The 21066-nt window shown below is 69.4% G+C and carries 24 protein-coding genes; 12 read left to right on the top strand and 12 right to left on the bottom strand.

Going from position 1 to position 21066, the window contains the following annotated elements; translation table 11 throughout:
* Nucleotides 1–7: 7 nt before the first annotated feature.
* Nucleotides 8–829, bottom strand: coding sequence for an alpha/beta fold hydrolase (locus OH802_RS19545; protein WP_406021219.1), 822 nt, complete (start codon nucleotides 827–829; stop codon nucleotides 8–10).
* A gap of 105 nt (nucleotides 830–934) precedes the next feature.
* Nucleotides 935–1495, bottom strand: a complete 561-nt coding sequence (locus OH802_RS19550; protein ID WP_406021221.1) for a TetR/AcrR family transcriptional regulator — start codon at nucleotides 1493–1495, stop codon at nucleotides 935–937.
* A 69-nt stretch (nucleotides 1496–1564) separates the two neighbouring features.
* Between OH802_RS19550 and OH802_RS19555 the strand changes: the two genes are divergently transcribed.
* Nucleotides 1565–2611, top strand: a complete 1047-nt coding sequence (locus OH802_RS19555; RefSeq protein WP_406021223.1) for a GlxA family transcriptional regulator — start codon at nucleotides 1565–1567, stop codon at nucleotides 2609–2611.
* Here the strand turns inward: OH802_RS19555 and OH802_RS19560 are convergent.
* Nucleotides 2534–2905 (bottom strand): hypothetical protein, encoded by a 372-nt coding sequence (locus OH802_RS19560; RefSeq protein WP_406021225.1) that lies wholly within the window; start codon nucleotides 2903–2905, stop codon nucleotides 2534–2536. The two genes, OH802_RS19555 and OH802_RS19560, sit on opposite strands and share 78 nt — an antisense overlap.
* Before the next feature lie 118 nt (nucleotides 2906–3023).
* On the opposite strand from OH802_RS19560, the gene OH802_RS19565 reads away from it, so the two are divergent.
* Both OH802_RS19565 and OH802_RS19570 read left to right on the top strand, forming a co-directional pair.
* The gene (locus OH802_RS19565; protein WP_406021227.1) at nucleotides 3024–3554 is read left to right on the top strand and encodes a pyridoxamine 5'-phosphate oxidase family protein; all 531 of its coding nucleotides are present in this window, start codon (nucleotides 3024–3026) and stop codon (nucleotides 3552–3554) included.
* Nucleotides 3551–4756, top strand: a complete 1206-nt coding sequence (locus OH802_RS19570) for a M20 family metallopeptidase (protein ID WP_406021230.1) — start codon at nucleotides 3551–3553, stop codon at nucleotides 4754–4756. The genes OH802_RS19565 and OH802_RS19570 overlap by 4 nt, the downstream gene beginning before the upstream one ends.
* 9 nt (nucleotides 4757–4765) lie before the next feature.
* On the opposite strand, the gene OH802_RS19575 is transcribed toward OH802_RS19570, so the two are convergent.
* The 5 genes from OH802_RS19575 to OH802_RS19595 all read right to left on the bottom strand — a co-directional run bounded on the left by OH802_RS19575 (nucleotide 4766) and on the right by OH802_RS19595 (nucleotide 8017).
* Complete coding sequence (locus tag OH802_RS19575) at nucleotides 4766–5293, bottom strand: hypothetical protein (protein WP_406021232.1); 528 nt, start codon at nucleotides 5291–5293, stop codon at nucleotides 4766–4768.
* Nucleotides 5294–5334: 41 nt separating this feature from the next.
* On the bottom strand, nucleotides 5335–5610 hold the full coding sequence (locus OH802_RS19580) for a DUF202 domain-containing protein (protein WP_406021234.1): 276 nt from the start codon (nucleotides 5608–5610) through the stop codon (nucleotides 5335–5337).
* On the bottom strand, nucleotides 5607–5975 hold the full coding sequence (locus OH802_RS19585) for a YidH family protein (protein ID WP_406021236.1): 369 nt from the start codon (nucleotides 5973–5975) through the stop codon (nucleotides 5607–5609). The genes OH802_RS19580 and OH802_RS19585 overlap by 4 nt, the downstream gene beginning before the upstream one ends.
* On the bottom strand, nucleotides 5972–7297 hold the full coding sequence (locus OH802_RS19590) for an MFS transporter (RefSeq protein WP_406021238.1): 1326 nt from the start codon (nucleotides 7295–7297) through the stop codon (nucleotides 5972–5974). The genes OH802_RS19585 and OH802_RS19590 overlap by 4 nt, the downstream gene beginning before the upstream one ends.
* Nucleotides 7298–7411: 114 nt before the next feature.
* Entirely contained in the window at nucleotides 7412–8017 is a 606-nt protein-coding gene (locus OH802_RS19595) for a TetR/AcrR family transcriptional regulator (RefSeq protein ID WP_406021240.1), read from the bottom strand.
* 109 nt (nucleotides 8018–8126) lie between these two features.
* Here OH802_RS19595 and OH802_RS19600 point away from each other — a divergent pair, with 109 nt between their 5' ends.
* The 4 genes from OH802_RS19600 to OH802_RS19615 are packed head-to-tail and all read left to right on the top strand — an operon-like array spanning nucleotide 8127 to nucleotide 14191.
* Nucleotides 8127–9683: a class I adenylate-forming enzyme family protein gene (locus OH802_RS19600; RefSeq protein WP_406021242.1), complete on the top strand. Its 1557-nt coding sequence runs from the start codon at nucleotides 8127–8129 to the stop codon at nucleotides 9681–9683.
* 1 nt (nucleotide 9684) lies between these two features.
* On the top strand, nucleotides 9685–10869 hold the full coding sequence (locus OH802_RS19605) for an acyl-CoA dehydrogenase family protein (RefSeq protein WP_406021243.1): 1185 nt from the start codon (nucleotides 9685–9687) through the stop codon (nucleotides 10867–10869).
* Complete coding sequence (locus OH802_RS19610) at nucleotides 10869–12689, top strand: alkyl/aryl-sulfatase (RefSeq protein WP_406021245.1); 1821 nt, start codon at nucleotides 10869–10871, stop codon at nucleotides 12687–12689. Before OH802_RS19605 ends, OH802_RS19610 begins: the two co-directional genes overlap by 1 nt.
* Nucleotides 12686–14191, top strand: coding sequence for an acyl-CoA carboxylase subunit beta (locus OH802_RS19615; RefSeq protein ID WP_406021247.1), 1506 nt, complete (start codon nucleotides 12686–12688; stop codon nucleotides 14189–14191). Before OH802_RS19610 ends, OH802_RS19615 begins: the two co-directional genes overlap by 4 nt.
* On the opposite strand, the gene OH802_RS19620 is transcribed toward OH802_RS19615, so the two are convergent.
* The 3 genes from OH802_RS19620 to OH802_RS19630 all read right to left on the bottom strand — a co-directional run bounded on the left by OH802_RS19620 (nucleotide 14188) and on the right by OH802_RS19630 (nucleotide 17139).
* The gene (locus tag OH802_RS19620) at nucleotides 14188–14691 is read right to left on the bottom strand and encodes a DUF5994 family protein (protein WP_406021249.1); all 504 of its coding nucleotides are present in this window, start codon (nucleotides 14689–14691) and stop codon (nucleotides 14188–14190) included. The two genes, OH802_RS19615 and OH802_RS19620, sit on opposite strands and share 4 nt — an antisense overlap.
* A 95-nt stretch (nucleotides 14692–14786) precedes the next feature.
* Nucleotides 14787–15665: an LLM class F420-dependent oxidoreductase gene (locus OH802_RS19625; RefSeq protein ID WP_406021251.1), complete on the bottom strand. Its 879-nt coding sequence runs from the start codon at nucleotides 15663–15665 to the stop codon at nucleotides 14787–14789.
* Nucleotides 15666–15717: 52 nt separating this feature from the next.
* Nucleotides 15718–17139 (bottom strand): aminopeptidase, encoded by a 1422-nt coding sequence (locus tag OH802_RS19630; protein ID WP_406021252.1) that lies wholly within the window; start codon nucleotides 17137–17139, stop codon nucleotides 15718–15720.
* Between the two features lie 150 nt (nucleotides 17140–17289).
* Between OH802_RS19630 and OH802_RS19635 the strand changes: the two genes are divergently transcribed.
* A complete protein-coding gene (locus tag OH802_RS19635; RefSeq protein WP_406021254.1) occupies nucleotides 17290–17712 on the top strand; it encodes a PPOX class F420-dependent oxidoreductase in 423 nt (140 codons plus the stop codon).
* A 63-nt stretch (nucleotides 17713–17775) separates the two neighbouring features.
* Here OH802_RS19635 and OH802_RS19640 read toward each other — a convergent pair whose 3' ends face one another.
* Entirely contained in the window at nucleotides 17776–18195 is a 420-nt protein-coding gene (locus OH802_RS19640; RefSeq protein ID WP_350713980.1) for an SPW repeat protein, read from the bottom strand.
* A 151-nt stretch (nucleotides 18196–18346) separates the two neighbouring features.
* Here OH802_RS19640 and OH802_RS19645 point away from each other — a divergent pair, with 151 nt between their 5' ends.
* The 4 genes from OH802_RS19645 to OH802_RS19660 all read left to right on the top strand — a co-directional run bounded on the left by OH802_RS19645 (nucleotide 18347) and on the right by OH802_RS19660 (nucleotide 21052).
* Complete coding sequence (locus tag OH802_RS19645) at nucleotides 18347–18712, top strand: MmcQ/YjbR family DNA-binding protein (RefSeq protein ID WP_406021257.1); 366 nt, start codon at nucleotides 18347–18349, stop codon at nucleotides 18710–18712.
* 84 nt (nucleotides 18713–18796) lie between these two features.
* Entirely contained in the window at nucleotides 18797–19072 is a 276-nt protein-coding gene (locus tag OH802_RS19650) for a Fe-S cluster assembly protein HesB (RefSeq protein ID WP_357339827.1), read from the top strand.
* A 96-nt stretch (nucleotides 19073–19168) separates the two neighbouring features.
* Nucleotides 19169–19918 carry a VOC family protein gene (locus tag OH802_RS19655; protein ID WP_406021259.1) on the top strand — a complete coding sequence of 250 codons (750 nt, stop codon included), beginning with the start codon at nucleotides 19169–19171 and terminating at the stop codon, nucleotides 19916–19918.
* A 9-nt stretch (nucleotides 19919–19927) separates the two neighbouring features.
* Complete coding sequence (locus tag OH802_RS19660; RefSeq protein ID WP_406021261.1) at nucleotides 19928–21052, top strand: endonuclease/exonuclease/phosphatase family protein; 1125 nt, start codon at nucleotides 19928–19930, stop codon at nucleotides 21050–21052.
* Nucleotides 21053–21066 lie beyond the last annotated feature (14 nt).

Raw genomic sequence — 21066 nt, forward strand, 5'->3', positions numbered from 1 at the left:
TCCTTGATCACTTCTTGATGAAGTCGAGGATGTCCTGGATCAGAGCCTGCTGGTATGCGCCGAAGATCCCGTGCGGGGCGCCCGGGTAGACCTTGAGCGTGCCGTCCTTGACCAGCTCGATCGACTTCAACGCCGCGTTCCCGATCGGCACGATCTGGTCGTCGTCGCCGTGCGCGATGAAGATCGGCACATCGAGAGCCTTCAGGTCCTCGGTGAAGTCGGTCGCGGAGAAGGCCGCGACACACTCGTACGCCGCCTGGATCCCGGCGAGCATGCCCTGGCGCCAGAAGTCGTCGATCGCGCCCTGCGACGTCTCGACACCGTCGCGGTTGAAGCCGAAGAACGACGGCGCGAGCTCGCGGTAGAAGTTCGAGCGGTCGGCGAGCACGCCGGCCCGGATCCCGTCGAAGACGTCGATCGGAAGCCCCTCGGGGTACGCCTCGGTCTGGAGCATGATCGGCGGCACCGCTCCGATCGTGACGACCTTGGCGACGCGGCCGTTCCCGTGCTGGGCCGCGCAGCGGACGACCTCTCCCCCGCCGGTCGAGTGGCCGACGAACACCGCGTCGCGCAGGTCGAGATGCTCGACGAGCTCGGCGAGGTCGCGCGCGTAGGTGTCCATGTCGTTGCCCTGCCAGGGCTGGGCGGACTTACCGTGGCCACGGCGGTCGTGGGCGATCACCCGGTAGCCGGCGTCGGCGAGCGTCTTGCGCTCGAGCGACCAGGCGTCCGAGCTGAGCGGCCAGCCGTGGCTGAACACGATCGGCTGACCGGTTCCCCAGTCTGAGTAGTGGATGTCGGTGCCGTCGGACGTGGTGAAGAAGGGCATGGTGCTCCTGTTGGATCGGTACAGCGAGGACACCACCATCCTCGCTGCGCACATCGCCCCGAGTCGCCTGCCGGATCGGCCGCGAATCCCTCGGAATCGGACGCGTCAGGCCAGGGCGAGCCGGTCCACGTAGGCGTTCGCCGACTCGCGCAGCTCTCGCCGCGACGTCGCCGTGGCCCCGGCCTGGATCAGAGCCTGCGAGAAGAGCAGAATCTCGCGCGCCAGCGTGCCTGCTCCGGTGCCGGTTCCGATGCGGGCCGCGATCCGTTCCTCCATCACGTCGAGAGTCCGCCTGCAGATGCCGACCACCTCGGGGTCGCGGTCGGCGAGCTCTGCGAGCGACCGCACCATGAGGCAGCCGAGGCGCCGCGGATCTCCGGTGCAGTCGTCGGCGATGCGCAACAGGTAGCGGCGTACGGCTTCACGGGCTCCGCCCTCCCCCGCCAAGGCGTCGGTCGTCAGGGTGATGCGGCCACCGCAGTACGCCTCGAGGGCTGCGAGGAAGAGACCGCGCTTGCTCCCGAACGCCGCGTAGATGCTGCCGTTGCCCGCGCCGGTGTGCTCGGCGAGGTCATGCATGGAGGTTCGCTCGTAGCCATGCTCACGGAACACGTCGAGCGCTGCGTCGCGTACCGCCGTGACTGAGATCTCCCGAGGTCTGGCCATCCCCCGAATCTACCGGTCTTCATGACCACGGTTGTGGAATACTCAATCCACAACTAAGAGAGGATGTCGATGGCTGGTACGAGGCGACGGATCGGGTTCCTCCTGTTCGACGGCGTGAAGGCGCTGGACTATGTCGGTCCCGCTGAGGTTTTCGTGGAGGCCAACCAGGGGACAGAGGCGTACGAGGTGGTCCTGCTCTCGCCTACGGGCGCCGCGGTGACCTCGTCGATCGGCGGCGGTGTCGCCGTGAGTGCTGCCGCAGCCGACGCCCCACCGCTCGACACGCTCATCGTCCCGGGCAGCGAGCGTGCGCCGTCGGTCTTCGTGACCGAGGAGCTGCTCACCGCGGCGCAGACGCTGGCCGACCGGGCCAGACGCGTCGTGTCGATCTGCAGCGGGGCGTTCGTGCTCGCGGAGCTCGGCCTGCTGGACGGGCGCAGCGCGACCACCCACTGGAAGTTCACCGACGACCTGGCACGTCGGTTCCCCCTCATCGACGTGCAGCCGGACCGGATCTTCGTACGCGATCGCCACGTCGCGACGTCCGCCGGCGTCGCCGCCGGCATCGACCTCGCGCTGGCCCTGGTCGAGGACGACCTCGGCGCGGCAACCGCCCGGCGTGCCGCGCAGGGGCTGCTCGTCTACCTGCGGCGCTCGGGCGGACAGACCCAGTTCTCCGCTCCCCTGCGCGCTGTAGGGGTGCCCGAAAGCCCGTTGCGCGTCATCACCGAGCTCATCGCCCAGGACCCGTCGTACCGGCACAGCGTCATCTCACTGGCCCGTCACGTCAGCATCAGCCCGCGCCACCTCACGCGCCTCTTCCAGGACGAGGTCGGGATGAGCCCAGCCGAGTACGCCGCCAGCGTACGTTTCGATCTGGCGCGGAGCTGGCTGGAGGCCGGCCGCTCGGTGGCGCAGGCGGCCTCCGATGCCGGGTTCTCGAGCGCCGAGGCCCTCCGCCGCACCTTCGTCGCACGCCTGGGTGTCTCGCCCTCGGCCTACCGCCGCGGCATCCGCACCCAGATCGGTGTCGCGACGTCAGGGCCGGCGACTCTCACCTTCGCGAAGGGCAAGGATCGTGCGGGCGTCGGCAGCGGTAGCGACCGCCAGCGCTGACGCGGCGATCTTCGGCCCGATGTTGCCCTCGCTGCGGGCGAGGCTCACGCAGTACGCCGCGATCGCCACGTTGAGCCCGGCGCGAGCAGCCATCCACGGCAGTCTGCGGCGACCCGCCAGCAACCCGGGCACGAGCGCCAGGTCCGCGACCCCGATCGCTCGCAGCGCCGTGGGGTGGTCGCCGAGCTTCAGTGCCCGGCTCACCCGCTCCGGCGCGAGGAGGATCGCTGCCCCGATCGGCAGCGTGGCCAGTCCTACGAAGGCGGCCGAGCGCCGCGCACTCTCGTGGTCCATGAGAACCATCTTGTCCGACGGCTGGTGATCTCCCGCGCCGGATGTAGAGACGACGCGAACGTCTCCGTTCATGGAGTGAATGCGACCAGCCGAGGTCGCCACATCCGAGGAGACGCAGATGTCGAACACCATGCGGCCCGGCGAGATCGACGAGGTCCTCAGCCGTCCGCTGAGCCAGGAGCTCCTGGCGCGTGACCTGACCCGACTGGCGTACGTCGCCAAGGACGGCACCCCGAGGAACGTGCCGATCGCGTTCACCTGGAACGGCTCAGAGGTCGTCATGTGCACCACACCCAACTCCCCCAAGCTCATCTCGCTGCGCCACAACCCGGTGGTCGCGCTGACCATCGACACCGAGGTGCACCCACCCAAGATCCTGTTCATCCGCGGCACGGTCGAGCTCGACCTCGTCGAGGGAATCCCCGAGGAGTACCTCGAGATGAACGGCTCCTACGAGATGACGCCCGAGCAGCGGGTCGTCTGGGAGGCCGAGGTCCGCTCGCTGTACGCCAGCATGGTCCGGATCGTCGTCACGCCGACCTGGGCGAAGCTGATCGACTTCGAGACCACACTTCCGACCCAGGTCGAGGAGCTGGTCCAGCAGCGCGCCGAGCGGGAGGCCACCCGTTCTGGTAGTTTCTGGACATGATGTCCAGTAACGCCGGGTTCGTGTCTCGGGTCCTCGCTTCCGCCGAAGCGCTCGTTCCCGACCTGGTCGAGCTTCGCCGGAGCATCCACGCCCAACCAGAGCTCGGACTCGACCTGCCGGCCACGCAGCGTCGAGTGTTCGAGGCGTTGTCCGGCCTGGACCTGGAGATCACCGAAGGACGATCACTGTCGTCCGTCACCGCCGTGTTGCGCGGCGGGATGCCCGGTCCGACCGTGCTGCTGCGCGCCGACATGGATGCATTGCCGATCACAGAGGCGGTCGAGGTTCCCTACCGATCCACCAACGGGGCGATGCACGCGTGTGGTCACGATCTGCACGTCGCCGGCCTCGTGGGCGCAGCCCGGCTGCTCGCCGAAAGCCGCGCTGACCTCGCCGGAAACGTCATCCTGATGTTCCAGCCGGGCGAAGAGGGGCACGGCGGCGCGAAGCTGATGATCGACGAGGGCGTGCTCGACGCCACCGGCGACCGGCCGGTGGCGGCGTACGCGATCCATGTCGGCAACGCGCCGCGCGGGATCTTCCTCACCCGGCCGGGCACGGTGACGGCGAGCTCGACGCATCTGACGATCGACCTCGTAGGTCGTGGTGGGCACGGGTCGCGCCCCCACGAGGCTCTCGATCCGGTCCCGATCGCGGCCGAGATCGTGCTGGCCCTGCAGACCTACACCGCGCGCCGCTTCGACTCCTTCGACCCGGTCGTCATCTCGGTGACGAACCTGACCGCCGGCACCGGCGTCGACAACGTCATCCCGGAATCGGTCCACCTGACCGGCACCGTACGCACGGTCGAGCCGAACACGCTGTCCAGGATCGAGCGAGAGCTTCCCCAGCTCGTCGAGGGCATCGCGGCCGCCCATGGCCTGGTCGCGCGGGTCGGGCTCGAGACGGGCTACCCCAGCGTCGTCAACGACGGCGAGAACACTCAGCGCGCGATGGGGACGCTGCGCAACGCCTTCGGGCCGCGCGTGGTCGAGGTGCCACGACCGACGATGGGAGCCGAGGACTTCTCGTTCGTCAGCCAGCAGATCCCGACCACGATGGTGCTGCTGGGCGCTGCCCCGAGCGCGGATGCAGCCCCCAACCACTCCCCTGGCGCCGCCTTCGACGACAGCGTCCTCGGCGACCAGGCGGCGGCACTCGCGCTGCTCGCGCTCGACGCTCTCACTGCCGAGCGGGAGTGACAGGCCTGGCTAGGACGCGCTCGACGACGGCCCGCCAGGCCCCTTGGCGCGGACCTTCTCGACATTGACCAGCGACTCCTGCAGCTCGTCGAGCCACTCGCTCGAGTGCTGCTGTACGAGCTTCACGCACCAGCCGAGCGCGTCGCTCCGACTCCGGGCGACGCCGCCGGAGACGAGCAGGTCGAGAACCGCACGCTCCGGCTGACGCAGCCGGGTCATCACCGGCGCGGAGACGGTGGTGAACATGTGCCGCTCTCCCCCGACCTCCACGCCCCAGGAGACCTTCCGGTCGAACCGTCGCTCGGCCTGCCGCGCGACGGCCATCCGGTCCTCACGGGTGCGCTCACGAAACTCGCTCGCCCGCCCTTCGTACGCGGCAGCCTTCTCCTCGTCCGAAGCGCCCTCGGCTGTCTTCGGCTCCTTGATCCTCCCGACGACGGTGATCTCCTCGCGGTCGACCACGACATCGACGATCTCGTCGTACACACCATCGGGCAGTCGTCCGGTGAACCACCCGCGCAACTCAGTTGTAAGCATGTAATCATGCTTACTCTCTTGCCCCGGGAAATCAAGGGGAGCTACGGCAGTTCAGTGATCCCGGCCACCTCGACGACAGCGATCGCGGCGGCGACTGCCGCGGTGACGTGGACGCGGCGGCGCCCCAGGAGCAGGTACGCCGCCAGCGCGGCCACCACCAGCGCCGCGCCGAGGCGCCACCACAGGTGGCCGTCGGCCAGCGGGTGGCGGACCACCACGAGCGCGGCGACCACGAGTGACAGGTGCGTACGCCGCCAGGCGAGCTCGGTCCGCTCGGGCTGCAGCCCCGGGTCGCCGCCCGCACCGGCCCCGTTCACACCAGCAGCGCCATCGAGACGACCGCGACCGAGCCGAGCACCCCGAAGACCAGGGGAAGCGGTGCTCGGCGGGTCGGGAGGGCGTCGCGCCGGCGGATCGCCCGCTCGCTGCGTACCCAGCTCCACCAGGACCACGCAGCGCACCCGGCCGCGAGGATCGCGAGGCTGAGTGGAGCGAGCACGGCCAGGGCCGTGCCGCCGCCCACCTCGAGAGTGTCGACCGCGACCGCGACGGCGAGGAACGCCAGCGAGGTGCGGATCCAGGCCAGGAACGTACGCTCGTTGGCCAGCGTGAACCTGACGTCGGGCTCGTCGGTCGAACTGTAGAGCCAGCCGTCCAGCCGGCCCCGGCGTTCGCGGGTCACGAGGCAGGCTGCGTGACGGCCCCGGCCTCGGCGTCCGTGTCGGTCCGGGAGTGGCGACCGGTCACGCCGGGGACGAGTGCCGCGGTGATGGTGAACAGGACCGTCGCCACCCAGGCGATCGTCATCCAGCGCTCCCAGCCGCCTGTCGCCTCGACCACTCTCGGCGCGAAGAGGACCGTCGCCAGGATGAAGGTGCGGTTGAGCAGGTGGTTGAGGCCGAAGGCTCGGCCCTGGATGTCGGGGTGGACCTCCTCGACGTGCTCGGAGAAGCTCGCCATCCACGGCCCGAAGATCGACGCGAGCGCCACACCGATACCGACGAACAGGACGATCACCACGCTCGCGGACGCTTCGCTCCCCTGACCCATGAGCGCCAGGAAGGCGCCGAGGAAGATCGCCGCGGCGACACCGCCGCCGACCATGAGGGCCTTGCGCCGCTGCGTACGGTCCGAGAGGCGGGCGAAGACCAGGCTCATCGCCAGGTTGCTCAGCCAGAAGACCATCGTCATCGCCGAGGCGGCACGGACAGAGACGCCGAACTGCTGGACGAGCATCGTCTGGGCGTAGGCGTTCATGGTCGCCAGCAGGACATAGAGGAACGACATCGCCAGCACGTGGGTCCAGAAGGCGCGGCGCGCGAGGAGGAGGCCCAGACCCTTCCCGCCCTGCGGAACCTCGACGGTGTGGGCCTCGCTCTCGGTGAGGCGTACGGCGCGGCGGACCTCCGGGGCGAGGTCACGCAGGGTGAGTGCGATCACGACGGCACCGACCAGAGCGGCCCCGGCCATGATGAACAGCTGTGAGCGCCACTGGTTGCCGAAGACACCCAGGGTCGCCGAGGCCACGGCGGCGGCGAAGAAGTTGGCGCCGACCGAGCCCCAGCTCCAGAAGGCGAACGCCTGCGCGCGGCCCATCCGCGGGGTGAAGTCGCGGATCAGTGGCTGGGTGCCGGCGACGGCCACGCCCTCGACGAACGCGAGCACGATCCTGGCGAGCGCGAAGTGGGCCACCGAGTCCGCGGTCGCCATGAACAGGCAGGCGGCGGCGGAGAGGAACATGAACGGCACCAGGATCCTCACCCGGCCGATGCGGTCGGCGAGCTCCCCGCCGAGGTAGCCGGCGAGGGCACCGAAGATCAGCGACGCGGCCGTGATGAGGCCGTACGTCTTGAGCGACATCCCGAGGTCGTCGAGCAGCAACGGCAGAACGGGGGCCAGCTGGCCCTCGAACGCCGAGATGAACAGTGCGAGCACGACTACAGCCAGCAGCACGCGACGGCGCGCTCCGACTGGGTACTCGGTGAGCAGGGTGCGGTAGGACACGGAGATCCGCCCTTCAAGATATTAGACAGAGCGTCTAGTAACGGTCGTCACGTCCGACTGTAAGGTCAGTGACCCGCGACACACAAGACACCCTGTCCAAATCAGCACCGCCACTCAGCGCGCGCCCGGGTCGAATCCCGTCGCCCAGAAGCGTCCGCGGCGCGAGAGCTCGACGAGCGTCTCGACGACCTGATCGGTGGCCGGCCGCGGCTCCGGGGCATCCAGCCACCACAGCAGCACGGCCATCTGCTCACCGACCCACGCCCGCGCCAGCACCTGAAGATCCACCCGCGGGCGGACGGCGTGTGCTTTCACCCGAGCCGTGAAGATCTCGTGGGCGGCGGCGCTCCAGGCGTCCTCGAACGCGCGCAGGCCGCGCCCGTCCCCTTCACCCCGCAGGATCATCCGGTACGCGTCAGGCTGCTCGGTCGCATGCCGGAACACCTCGGCCACCGGCTCTCCGGTGAACCCGGCGTCCTCCGGGGCCAGCACCTCGGCCAGTCGCTCCTTCAGGTCCAGGAGGACCGATGACACCACGTGGTCGTAGAGCGCCTCCTTGTCCTTGAAGTGTGTGTAGAAGGTCGCCCTGCCCACGTCGGCCGCAGTGACGATGTCCTCCACCGTCACCGCGGCGTAGCCACGCTCGAGCACCAAGGAGACGAGCGCATCGCGGAGCGCTCCTCGCGTTCGCCGGCTGCGCCGGTCCTCAACCACGGTCATGGGCACTGTTCTAGCACTTTGCCGAACGGCTGGACTGTTTCTGGACACGCTGTCTATGATCTCGGTGACCGCGCTCACAGCAGCGAACCCGACAACCAGGAGGGCATCCGTGAATCTCGGCAGCTATCTCACCCGCACCGCGACCTTCACCCCCGACGCCACCGCCCTGGTCTCCGGCACCGACCGATGGACCTACCGCCAGCTCGAGGACGACACCAACCGGCTCGCCGCTGCCCTCATCGCCCGCGGCTGCACGCCGGGCACTCCCGTCGCCACCCTCGCCACCAACCGAGGCGAGCTCGTCGTCGCGGAGATGGCGACCTGCAAGGCGGGCGCGCTCCGCGTCCCGATCAGCGCCCGGCTCGCCGCCGCCGAGGTCGAGCACGTGCTCCTCGACGCGGCCGTGAAGGTCGTCTTCACCGGCGGCGCCCACCTCGAGCTGGTCCGCAAGATCGTCGACGCTCATGGCCTGGAGTGTCTGATCATCGATCTCGACAACCGCGCCACCGTAGCCACGGCGTACGACGCGCTGCTCGCCGAAGGCTCCACCGACACGGTCGCCGTCGACGTAGAAGAGGACGCTCCGGCAGTCCTCAACTTCACCTCCGGCTCGACCGGGACTCTGAAGGCGGCGGTCCAGACCGTCGGCAACCGGCTGGCCAACATGCGCAAGCTGGCGATGAACCCCTACGGCTCGCTCTCTGCCGAGGCCGTCTACCTCGCCCCCGGACCGATCACCCACGCCAGCGGCATGGTGATCCTCGGCTGCTTCTTCCGCGGCGCGGCCGTGGTCGTGCTCCCGGCCTTCGAGGTCGAGGCCTACCTCGACACGCTCGAGCGCGAGCGGGTCACCCACACCTTCGTCGTGCCCGTCATGCTCAACCTCGTCCTCGCCTCCCCCACCCTGCGCGAGCGCGACCTCTCCGCGCTGCGGAGCATCACCGTCGGCGGCGCCCCGGTCAGCCCGGCGCGGCTGCGCGAGGCCGTCGAGGCCTTCGGCCCGGTGGTCAACCAGGGCTACGGCCAGGGTGAGACGACGAGTGCGATCACCTTCCTCAGCTCCGAGGACGTCGTACGCGGCATCGAGTCCGACCCGGAGCTGCTGCTCTCCTGCGGCCGTCCGGTCTACGACACCGAGGTGATCGTGGTCGACGAGGACCACAACCCGCTGCCCGCCGGCGAGATCGGCGAGATCGTGGCGCGCGGCCCGGACTGCGTCCGGGAGTACTTCCACGCACCCGAGGCGACCACCGAGACCTTCCGCGACGGCTGGGTGCACACCGGCGACCTGGGCCGGATCCGCGAGGACGGGTTCGTCTTCATCGTGGACCGGAAGAAGGACATGATCATCTCGGGCGGCTACAACGTCTACTGCTCCGAGGTCGAGGCCGCGCTCTACGAGCACTCGGCCGTCGGCGAGGCCTGCGTCGTCGGCGTGCCCAGCGAGAAGTGGGGCGAGACGGTGAAGGCGTACGTCTCCCTCGCCGCCGGCGCCACCGCGACCGAGGAGGAGCTGCGCGACTTCTGCCGCACGCGTCTCTCGGGGGTGAAGGTGCCCCGGATCATCGAGTTCGCCGACGCCCTCCCTCTCAACCGCAACGGCAAGGTCGACCGGCGGGCACTGCGCGAGCGCGACTGGGCCGGCACCGAGCGGAAGGTCGGCTGAGATGACCTTCTCCCTCACCCCGTCCTACCCCGACAATCCGCGCCTCGACGAGCTGGTGACCCGGCTGCGCGACTACCTCGACGGTGAGCTCGCCGACTACGAGCGCGGCCTCGGCCTCGGCCCGGAGACGCCGCTGGACCGCTCGATGCTGGAGCCGGTCTGGCAGCGCAGCCGTGAGCTCGGCTTCTACGGCATCCACCTGCCCGAGTCGCTCGGTGGGCAAGGTCTGAGCTTCACCGAGCTCGCCGCGCTCAAGGAGGAGATCGGTGCATCCGGTCGCCAGCTCGCCACCAGCGTGCTCGGTGACATGGGCGGACCGCTGCGGGTCGGCGCGATCTTCGAGCACGCGACCGAGCACCAGGTCGAGAAGTACCTGATGCCGGTCGTCCGCGGTGAGCGCGCCGGCTGCTTCTCGATGACCGAGGACGACGCGGGTTCCGACGTACGCCGGATGCGGACCACCGCCACGCCCACCTCGGGCGGCTTCCTGGTCAGTGGACGCAAGGTGTTCAGCACCGGCGGCACCTTCGCCGACTTCGCGATCCTGGTGGCCCGGATGGCCGGCGAGGAGGAGTCGTACGCCGCGTTCTTCGTCGACCTCGACTCCCCCGGCTGCCGGGTGCTGCCCGGCGACCTGCCGCTGTCGGGTCAGAACATCGAGAGCGACGTCGTGCTCGAGGACTGCTTCGTGCCGCAGGAGAACCTGCTCGGCGAGGTCGGCGAGGGGCTGCGGATCGCGCTCGGCCGGGTCACCGCCAACCGACTGCTGCACTGCCCGACCGCGCTCGGTGCCGCCCGCCGCGCGCTCGCGCTGGCGCTCGACTTCGCCGCACACCGCACCGTCTTCGACGGGCTGCTGCTGGAGAAGCAGGCGATCCAGCACCGGCTCGCCGACATGGCCACCGACTACTACGCCGCCCGGTCGATGACCTACGACGCCCTCGCAGACCTGGACGCCGGCAAGCGCCCGCGCATCGAGTCGTTCATGTGCAAGCTGTTCGTGGCCGAGCGGTCCTTCGAGATCGCGGACGCGGCGCTGCAGCTGCACGGCAAGGCCGGCATGGTCCGTGGCGCGGAGATCGAGGTGATCTGGCGGCGGCTGCGGATGTTCCGGGTGCTGACCGGCTCCTCGGAGATCCAGCGCAACGGCGTCATCCGCGACCTGGTGAAGTCGCTGGGGGCGTGATGACCAACTTCCACCAGGAGGAGGCCGACGCCCACCGTGGATTCGTCGCGGCGCTGAAGCCCGGCGTCGTGACCAGGGCCGACGGCACCGTCACGTTCGACGCGGACGCCACCGCTTTCCTCGACTCCCCCGCGCCGGCCACCGCACACGCCGGGCTGTGGCAGCACAGCCGGCTCACCTCGCTGCAGGGCCTCTTCGAGGTCACCGACGGCATCTACCAGGTCCGCGGTCTCGACCTCGCCAACCTCACGATCGTCGAGGGCGATCGCGGGATCATCGTCATCGACACCCTCACCACGGCCGAGACCGCGACCGCCGCACTGGGGCTCTACCGCGAGCACCGTGGGGACCGCCCGGTCACCGGGGTCGTGCTGACCCACCCCCATGCCGACCACTTCGGCGGCATCGGCGCCGTGCTCGCGGCAGCCGATGGTGACGTACCTGTCGTGGCGCCGGAGGGGTTCCTGGAGCACGCGGTCTCGGAGAACGTCTATGTCGGGCCGGCGATGGGCCGGCGGTCGGGCTTCATGTACGGCAGCCTGCTGCCGGTCGCGCCGGAGGGACACGTGGGCTGCGGTCTCGGTCCCAGGCTCGCCTCCGGGACCATCGGGCTGGCCGAGCCGACCGACTCGATCACCCGCACCGGGGAGACGCGCGTCATCGACGGCGTGGAGATGGAGTTCCAGCTCACGCCGGGCAGCGAGGCGCCGGCGGAGATGAACATCCTCCTTCCCGGACGCCGAGCGCTCTGCCTGGCCGAGAACGCCGTCCACACGCTGCACAACATCGTCACGCTGCGTGGCGCCGAGGTGCGCGACGCCCGGCTGTGGGCGCGCTATCTGACCGAGGCGATCGACCTGTTCGCCTCGCGTTCCGATGTCGCGTTCGCGACGCATCACTGGCCGACCTGGGGTGCGGAGCGGATCGAGGCGTTCCTCGCCGGGCAGCGTGACGTCTACGCCTACCTGCACGACCAGACCGTACGTCTCATCAACCGTGGCCTGACGCCGAAGGAGATCGCCGAGGAGCTGGTCCTGCCGCCGGCCCTCGACGCGCAGCCGTCGACGCGTGGCTACTACGGCTCGCTGAGCCACAACGTGAAGGGGATCTACCAGCGCTATCTGGGCTGGTACGACGCCAACCCGGCCCACCTGTGGGAGCTGCCGCCGAGGGCGGAGGGCGAGCACTGGGTGCGCCTTCTCGGTGGCGCGGCCGCTGCCGTGGACCACGCCGCGGCGCTGGTCGCCGGCGGAGCGACCGACGACCTGCGGTTCGCCGCCACTCTGCTCAACCATGTGGTCTTCGCCGAGCCGTCGGAGCGCGCTGCGCGGGAGCTGCTGGCCGACGTCTACACCCGGCTCGGGCACGGCGCCGAGAACGCCACCTGGCGCAACATCTACCTGACCGGCGCCCGCGAGCTCGTCGACGGCCCGGAGGTGCCGCCGCGCGGTGGCGGGCGCGGGCTGTTGGCCGCCCTCACCGTCTCGCAGTTGCTGGACTCGCTCGCGATCCGCGTGGACGGGCCTCGTGCGTGGGACCTCGATCTGCGCATCGACTGGCATCTCACCGATCACGACGGCACTCCCGAGGGTGGCTGGTGGCATGCCCGGCTGCACAACGGTGTGCTCGTGCACCGGCGTGACAGCGATCCGGACCCGGAGGCGGAGCTCACCCTGACGCTCACCCGTCCCCAGCTCGCCGGCCTGATGGGCAGGCGGAGTCTCGACGGGATCGAGCACTCCGGTGACCTCGGCGTGCTCCAGCGGCTGCTGGGGGTGCTCGAGGCACCCGAACCGGCATTCCCTATCGTGACCGCGTGACCGACGACACACCCGCCACTGGACTGACCGAGCTCCACGCCCGCCGCTTCCTGACGACGGACGCGGCGCGATCCGACAAGGTCGCCCGGTGGCACGCCAAGGGGCGGCGTACCGCTCGGGAGAACATCGCCGACCTGGTCGATCCGGGCTCGTTCGTCGAGTACGGAAGGTTCATCACCGCGGCCCAGGAACGCCGCCGTGACCTGGCCGAGCTAGTCGTCGAGACGCCCGCCGACGGGATCGTCGGCGGGACTGCCACGGTCGCCGGGAAGCCGTGCGCGGTGCTGTCCTACGACTACCTGGTGATGGCCGGCACCCAAGGCATGCGCGGGCATCGCAAGTCGGACCGGCTGATCGAGGTCATCGGGCGGATGCGGCTGCCGGCGGTCTTCTTCACCGAGGGCGGCGGCGGTCGTCCCGGTGACACGGACATCCCGCTGGTCTCCGCGCTCGACGTCGGCTCGTTCGCGCTCTGGGGTGAGCTCGAAGGCGTCGTGCCGCGGATCGCCGTCGTCTCCGGGCGGTGCTTCGCCGGCAACGCGGTCCTGGCAGGCAGTGCCGACCTCCGCATCGCCACCCCGGACGCCAACCTCGGCATGGCCGGTCCGGCGATGATCGCCGGCGGCGGGCTCGGCAGCTTCGCACCTGAGGAGATCGGGCCGGTCAAGGACCAGACCGCCAACGGCGTCATCGACCTGCTCGTCGAGGACGAGGCAGCAGCAGTCGAGGCCGTACGCAGCATCCTCTCCTACCTCGAGCCCAGCGCCGAGGCCGGCGAGGCCGGCGAGGCCGTCGACCAGACCGATCTACGGACGCTCCTCCCCCACAACGACCGCGAAGCCTTCGACGTACGTCCGGTCGTCGAGGCCCTCGCCGACATCGACTCGGTCACCTGGCTCCGCGAGGCGTACGCCCCCGAGCTCGTGACCGCGCTGGCGCGGATCGACGGGATCGCGGTCGGCGTGATCGCCAACCAGTCGACCCACCTTGCCGGAGCGCTCACCAGCGAGGCATCGGTCAAGGCCGCCGACTTCCTCGCGCTCTGCGAACGCTGGGGCCTCCCGGTGGTCTCCCTGGTCGACACCCCCGGGTTCATGGTCGGCCCCGAGGCCGAACGCGGCGGCCTGGTGCGTCACGCGTCCCGGATGGTCGTCGCCGGCGCACAGCTGTCGACCCCGCTGGTCGGGGTGGTCCTGCGTCGTGGCTACGGGCTCGGCGCGCAGGCGATGCTCGGCGGCAGCACCCACCGCCCGCTGCTCACGGTCGCCTGGCCCGACGCCCACCTCGGCCCGATGGGCCTGGAGGGTGCGGTACGCCTCTCCATGGCCGCCGAGCTCGCCGAGATGCCCGAGGCCGAGCGTGAGGAGCGAGTCAGCGCACTCACCGACGAGTACCGCAAGCAGGCCAGCGCGCTCAACGCCGCACGGATGTTCGAGATCGACGATGTCATCGACCCTGCCGAGACTCGCAGCGTCATCGCTGCGACGCTACGCCGCGCCTAGGAGGCACCGCCTTCGTCGTCCCAGATCTGCTGGCCGATCTCGCTCTGGTCGGGACCGTCGAGGCCCAGCAGCTGCGCCGGGCTGTGGGTGTTCCGGTCGTCGGCCGCCTGCTCCATGATCCTCTCGGCGCGCTCGGGGGCGGCGTCGTGGGGCACCACCAGCAGACGCAGCCGGTCCCCGGTGGCCATCGACAGCACCACGAGGTGGGTGTCGTCGGACGGGAACGAGCCGACCTTCACGATCCCGCGCGCGGCGCGGATCTTGCGGACGCTCGGCGCCCCGGCGACCGAGTCCCAGTCGGGCCGGGAGAACAACAGCCGCGAGATCCGGCCCACGCGATGGGGAAAGTGGTCGATCAGATCGGCAGCCTCGGCCTCAAGGTCGCGTGACTGCGGCCACCAGGCTCCGTCGAGCGGACCGGACGAGAAGCTGTTGTCCAGGCGGATCCGAAGATCGACGCGAACCGCGGTGATGAGTTCTACTGTCGGTGACGTCGTCATGACGCCCACCCTTCGTGCTGCCCTGCAGACTCGACGAGTCCGGCCGGCAACGTGGTTAGAACAAGTGTACTACGCCGCCAGCCGGATCCGTCTTCCTAGACCTCCTTCAACCGCGGCACCAGGTCGACGAGCGAGGTGGTCCACGGCACCGGGTCGACGTACGGCGTCGGCATCAGCCCGACGAGCGTGATACCCAGAGCGGCGTACTCCTCCATCGACTTCAGGAAGGCGTCCGGGTCCTCGACCGAGGGGCCTTGGAAGAGGATGGTCTTCTCGATCGCGTCGTAGTCGGTGCCGAGGTCGTCGCAGTGGCCGCGGAGCACCTCGAGTTTGTGCCGGACGGACTCGACCGCCTCGGGGCCGGGGCCGCCGAAGAGGTTGGTGCCCTGTCCGTACTTGGCGACCAGGCGCAGCGTCTTCTTCTCGCCTCCCCCGCCGATCAGGACCGGGACCGTGCCGTTGACCGGCTGCGGGAGCGAGATCGTCTCGGCGAGCTGGTAGTGCTTGCCCTCGTAGGCGCCGTCGTTCTCCGACCACATCTGGCGGCAGATCTCCAGGGTCTCCTCCAGGCGCTCGAACCGCTCCGCGGTCGGCGGGTAGGGCACGCCGAGCCCCTGGTGCTCACGCTCGTACCACGCCGCGCCGATGCCCAGCAGCGCGCGGCCACCGGAGAGCCGGTCCAGGGTGGTGACGATCTTGGCGAGCAGCCCGGGGTGGCGGTAGGTAACTCCGGTGACGAGCAGGCTGAGACGTACGTTGTCGGTGATCCCGGCGAGGTAGCCCAGCGTGGTGTAGCCCTCGAGCATCGGTTCGAAGGGGCCGCCGGCCTGCTCCATCTGGAACCAGTGGTCCATGACGGTGAGCAGGTCGACGCCGCCCTCGTCCGCGATGCGGGCCGTCTCGGTCAGCTTGTCGGCCAGCGTGGTCTCCCACTCGGGGTGGGTGAACGTGAAGTAGTGGAGTCCAAGATCCATACCTCTGACGCTATGTCTTCGAGCGCGCTCGAAGACAAGGGCCATTGGCCGATTACGGCCGCATTCTCCGCTCCTGACGCAGGTCACGCTTGTCGAGCTTCGCGTCGTAGGTGGCCAGCGGCTTCGCCTTCGACGCGTCGGCCTCGACCGCGGCGGTCGCGACTCCGGCCCACTCCAGGATCCGGGCCGTGGCGAGCTCGCGCTCGTCGGCGACCAGGCCGGCAACATTGGCACCGTGGTTCATGCCCGGCGCGGTGAAGACGTAGGAGTCGTTGGCGAAGATGCCCGGGCGGAAGCGCTCGGCACCCCACGGGTCGGCCTCTCCGTAGACGAAGAGCATCTGGTTGGCGTGCTTGCGCACCCAGGAGTCGACGTCACGCATCGCGGACGGGTCGAACCGCATGTCGATGTCGCGCGGGACGAAGCTGCGCGGCGGCTGGTAGCCATAGCGGATCAGCTCGTCCTCGATGTGCGGGAAGCCGATCGTCGGCGCACCGAGCTCGGTGCCTGCCTGGTAGTAGTAAGGCGTGTAGGGGCTCAGGCCCTGGTCGGTGTAGAAGCTGAAGCCCGAGTAGTAGTTGATCGAGTCCCAGATCGCCTGGTCGCTGGCGGTCGCCGCGTCAGCGGGGATGTTCGAGCACTCGGCGGTGCCGGCGTACTGCCAGAAGGCCCACACGTAGTCGAGCACGACCATCTCGTACGCAGCGTCCAGGCTGCCCACGGTGTCGAAGGTGTATCCCTCGGTGTCGGCGAGGTCGGCGTAGGTCGCCTTCAGCGCCTCGCGGCGGACGAGCGCCTCGCGCTGGACGCCGTTGAGCCGGTCGCGGCAGTCCTCGGTGCCGACGGAGGCGAAGAACTTGTCGTAAGCGGAGTCCTCGCGGTTGACCACGTCGTTCGGCGCGACGTAGGCGACGATGCCGTCCATGTCACGGGGATAGAACCGCTCGAAGTAGGTCGCGGTCATGCCACCCTTGGAGCCGCCGGTGGCGAGCCAGTTGGCGGAGTAGATCGGCTTCAGCGCCTTGAAGATGGCGTGCTGGTCGCTGGCGGCCTGCCAGATGTCGAGGTCGTCCCAGTCGGCCGGGTCGGGCCGCGACGGGGTGAAGAATCGGTATTCCATCGAGACCTGGTTGCCGTCGACGATGCGGGTCGGCTCGCTGCGGCCGGGGTTGGTCGAGACGTTGTAGCCGCTGGTCTGGAACACCGTGGGGCGGGCGGTGTCCTTGTGCAGCACGGTGAACCGCTGCTGGAAGGTGTCACCGTCGGGCCGGCGGTGGTCGACCGGCTGGGTGAAGTTCAGGACGAAGTAGCGGTAGCCCTGGACGGGCTTCTCCTGGATCAGGCTGACGCCCTCGATCGCGAGCAGGCGGTCGAGGATGTCGTCCTCGGCGGCTGCCGCGGGGCTGGCGGGTGTGACGAGGAGCAGGGATGCCAGCCCCATCGCCACCAGAATCCGGCCGATCAATGCACGCATGTGGGGTCTCCTTCGGTGCGGGTCCTCGGCAACCTAGCCGGTCCGCGCGCGGCGCACCTCTGAATTAGGAACCGGGAAGGAAGTCGTGCCCGGTGGCCTTCTAGAAGGCAACGACCACACGGGCGACGCCCGACGAGGAGGCGCTTCACCATGACGTTCGACGCACACGAGCTGCTGGCCACCACCCGCCATGGGATCCTGGCCACGATCAAGGCCAACGGCCTGCCACAGCTCTCACCCGTGTGGCAGTTCTACGACCGCGAGCGCAGCGAGATCCTGATCTCCACCCGCGAGGGGCTGGTGAAGACCAAGAACCTCCGCCGCGACCCGCGCGCGGCGATCGAGGTCGACGGCCCCGGAGGGCGATCCTGGGCGACGGCCGAGGGCACGGTCACGCTGACCGGGGCCGGCGCCTCCCCCGACAGTCCCGAGATCGACGCGCTCGTCGACTACTACCGGCGTGGCGCCGGCGAGCACCCCGACTGGGACGAGTACCGCCAGGTGATGGTCTCGGACCGCCGGGTTCTCATCACCATCGCGGTCACCAAGGTCTACGGCGCGGACATCGGCTGATCCAGCGGGCGGAGGGCCGGCCGAGCGCTTCTCGCTCGGCCGGTCGGTGACGGTTCCGCGGGCTTACCTACGCGGATTGAACAACGTGCCGAACCCGGACGCACCGAGTCCGCACAGCATGATGACAGCTCCGACGATCACGTTGGAGGCGATCATTCCAGCGGTGGTGTCGACGCCGTTCATGAGCCACGGCGAGACGATCGCCCATGCACCCATGAGCGGGACGGTCCAGGCCAGACCGTGTGTGCGGCCGAACGCCGACGCGAACCCGAGCGCCAGCAGAGCGACAGCGAGGCCGATGATCAGGTTGCTGACCATCAGTGGTGACGCCGTGGTGTTGAAGCCCACGACCCACGGCGATATGGCCAGATAGAGACCGGCCATCATCGTGACACCGTCGACCACCTGGGCGGTGGCGGAGGAGCCGGTCAGATCGAACCGGTCCCGGAGTGCCGCGATGTCGGGATGTTCCTGAATGGACATGTGTTCAGACGACATTTGAATTTCACCTCCTCAGCCCAATGCCAAAGGAAGAACGACTGTCCTCGCGATCAATTCTAGGCCCGCCAAGCGGCAATTGACCCGACTGAAATCGCCGGCCCGGGCGGCCTCCAACGGTGGCACCATGGTCGCCATGGACGTGACGTCGCTGCAGGCCTACTGCCTCACCAAGCCGGGCGCCTGGCCGGACAACCCGTGGGATCACGAGCACCCGGTGATCAAGGTCGGGCCGGGTGAGCGCGGCAAGATCTTCGCCTTCCTCGGCGACGCGAAAGTGGGGCTGAAGTGCGGGCCGTCCCGGGAGATCGCCGACGAGTGGCTGCTGCGCTATCCCGACGATGTGACCGTCACCGGCTACATCGGCCGCTCGGGCTGGAACGACCTCGCCTGGGGCGGCTCGATCCCGGACGAGGAGATCCTGGAAGCGGTCGACGAGTCGTACGCCACGGTCGTCTCGAAGCTCCCGAAGAAGCTCCGTCCGGAGGGCTGGGACGCCTGAACGCGGCATGCCGGGCTTGAACGAGGCCGATCTGTGAGGAATGGTGGAGCGGGTACTCCGTACCCAACCATGGAAGATCTCGACATGCTTCAGCTGACCGAGAACGCCACCACGATCGTCCGCTCGATCTCCGAGCAGTCCCAGGGCGCCGGCCTCCGGCTCGCCTCCAACGCAGAACCGGACGGCGCATTGAGCGCCGCTCTCGTCCCGACCGCCGAGGCGGAGGACCAGGTCATCGAGCAGGAGGGTGCGCGGGTCTTCCTCGACCAGGGCGCTGCCGCCGAGCTCGACGACAAGGTCCTCGACGCCGGGATGGATGCCTCCGGCAACGTACAGTTCGGGATCTCTCAGCAGGGCTGATCCCGTGCTACGCCGGGGTGTGCCGCAGTCGCGGTGCACCCCGGCGTACGTCGTTTTCGGCCACATCCGCCTCGACGCACGCGTAGGGTCGCGGACATGAGCACCACCGGCGAACCTGCCTGGTTCCACCTCTTCCTAGACGTCCCACGGGAACGATGGGAGGAGGCGGTCGGATTCTGGTCCGCGGCGACCGGATGGGCGATCTCGCCGCCGAGGGGCGAGGACGGGCAGTTCCTCACGCTGGTGCCGCAGACGGGCGATTCCTGGCTGAAGATGCAGGCTCTCGACGACGGCGAGCCGCGGATCCACGTCGATCTCGACGCCGCCGATCGTGAGGCTGCGGTCGAGCGATCGACGTCGCAGGGAGCGAGTCCGGCGTGGAACTACGACGGTGTTCCGGTGATGCGCTCCCCTGGCGGCATGCTCTTCTGTCACACGCTCGGCGAGGGGTCGCGTCCCCGCTTCGCGCGCTCGGAGCCGGAGCGGGTCCTCGACCAGGTGTGCATCGACATCCCTCGCTCCCGCTGGGACCAGGAGGTCGCCTTCTGGGCTGGGGTCACGGGACGAACGCCCGAGCAGGCCAAGACCCCCGAGTTCGTACGCCTCGCCGACCCCGACCCGCACGGCGGGCTCCGGATCCTCCTGCAGCGGCTCGAGGACGAGGACGGCGAGGTCGGGGCGCATCCCGACGTGGCGGTCGCCAACCGTGCCTCGGAGACCTGCCGTCACGAGGCGCTCGGCGCCGACACGGTCGGCGTCTTCGAGTGGTGGACGGTGATGCGCGCGCCGTACGGGCAGATCTACTGCCTCACCGATCGCGACCCGGTGACGGGTCGAGTGGCTTAGCCTGGGGAGATGCGCCTCGCATCGTTCAATGTCGAGAACCTCTTCGCCCGGCCGAAGGCGATGGACGCCGACGAGGCCGATGCCGCGACGCGTCGAGCGGTCCTGACCGCTCACGCCCGCGTCTCCACCCTTCTCGCCCAGCCCAGCTATCAGGGCGATGAGCAGGAGATCCTGGACAACCTCGAGAAGCTGGGGCTCCTGAAGAGCGACGAGGGCGAGTTCGCGCGGCTGCGGAAGATGCGCGGCAAGCTGCTCAAACGCCCGCGCTCGGGGCCGGTGCAGCTGGTCGCACAGGGGCGCAACGACTGGGTCGGGTTCGTCGAGCTCAAGACCACCGCTGTCGACGAGGTCGCCACCGAGAACACCGCGCGCGTCTTCGCTGAGCTGCGGGCCGAGGTCGCGGTGGTCGTCGAGGCCGACGACCGGCCGGGGCTGCACATGTTCTCCCAGACGCTGCTGCCGGAGGTCGGCGCCGAGGCGTACGAGCAGGTGATGGTCGTGGAGGGCAACGACGAGCGCGGCATCGACGTCGGCGTCATGGTCGGCGACGGCTATCGCCTGGTGCAGCTCCGCACACACATCTTCGACCGCGACGAGGAGGGCGTGATCTTCTCCCGCGACTGCTGCGAGTATCACCTCGACGCTCCCAGCGGCGCGCGGATCGTGGTCCTCGCCAACCACTTCAAGTCCAAGGGCTACTCGGAGAAGGGCGACCCGCTCGGCGCCAAGCGGCGCGGCCGGCAGGCGAAGCGGGTCGCGGAGATCTACCAGGGACTGCTCGAGGAGGGGATCGAGCACGTCTGCGTAGCCGGCGACCTCAACGACTCCCCCGCCAGCGAGTCGCTGAAGCCGCTGCTGTCCGTCGAGGGGCTCGCCGACGCCAGCGAGCACGAGCACTGGGACTGGAACCACCGACGTGGAACGTACGGTTCCGGCAACGAGGACGACAAGATCGACTATCTGCTCCTCTCCCCCGCGCTGCGCGCGAAGCAGACCGGCGGCGGCGTCTTCCGCAAGGGCGTGTGGCACGGGCCGCGGACCAAGGATCCCTGGGACCTGTTCCCGACGCTGACCGCGGAGCAGCACGCGGCCTCCGACCATGCCTGTCTCTACGCCGACTTCACCGACCTTTGATCTGAAAGCCTCCC

The organism is Nocardioides sp. NBC_00850 (genome assembly GCF_045207335.1).
GTDB lineage: Bacteria > Actinomycetota > Actinomycetes > Propionibacteriales > Nocardioidaceae > Nocardioides.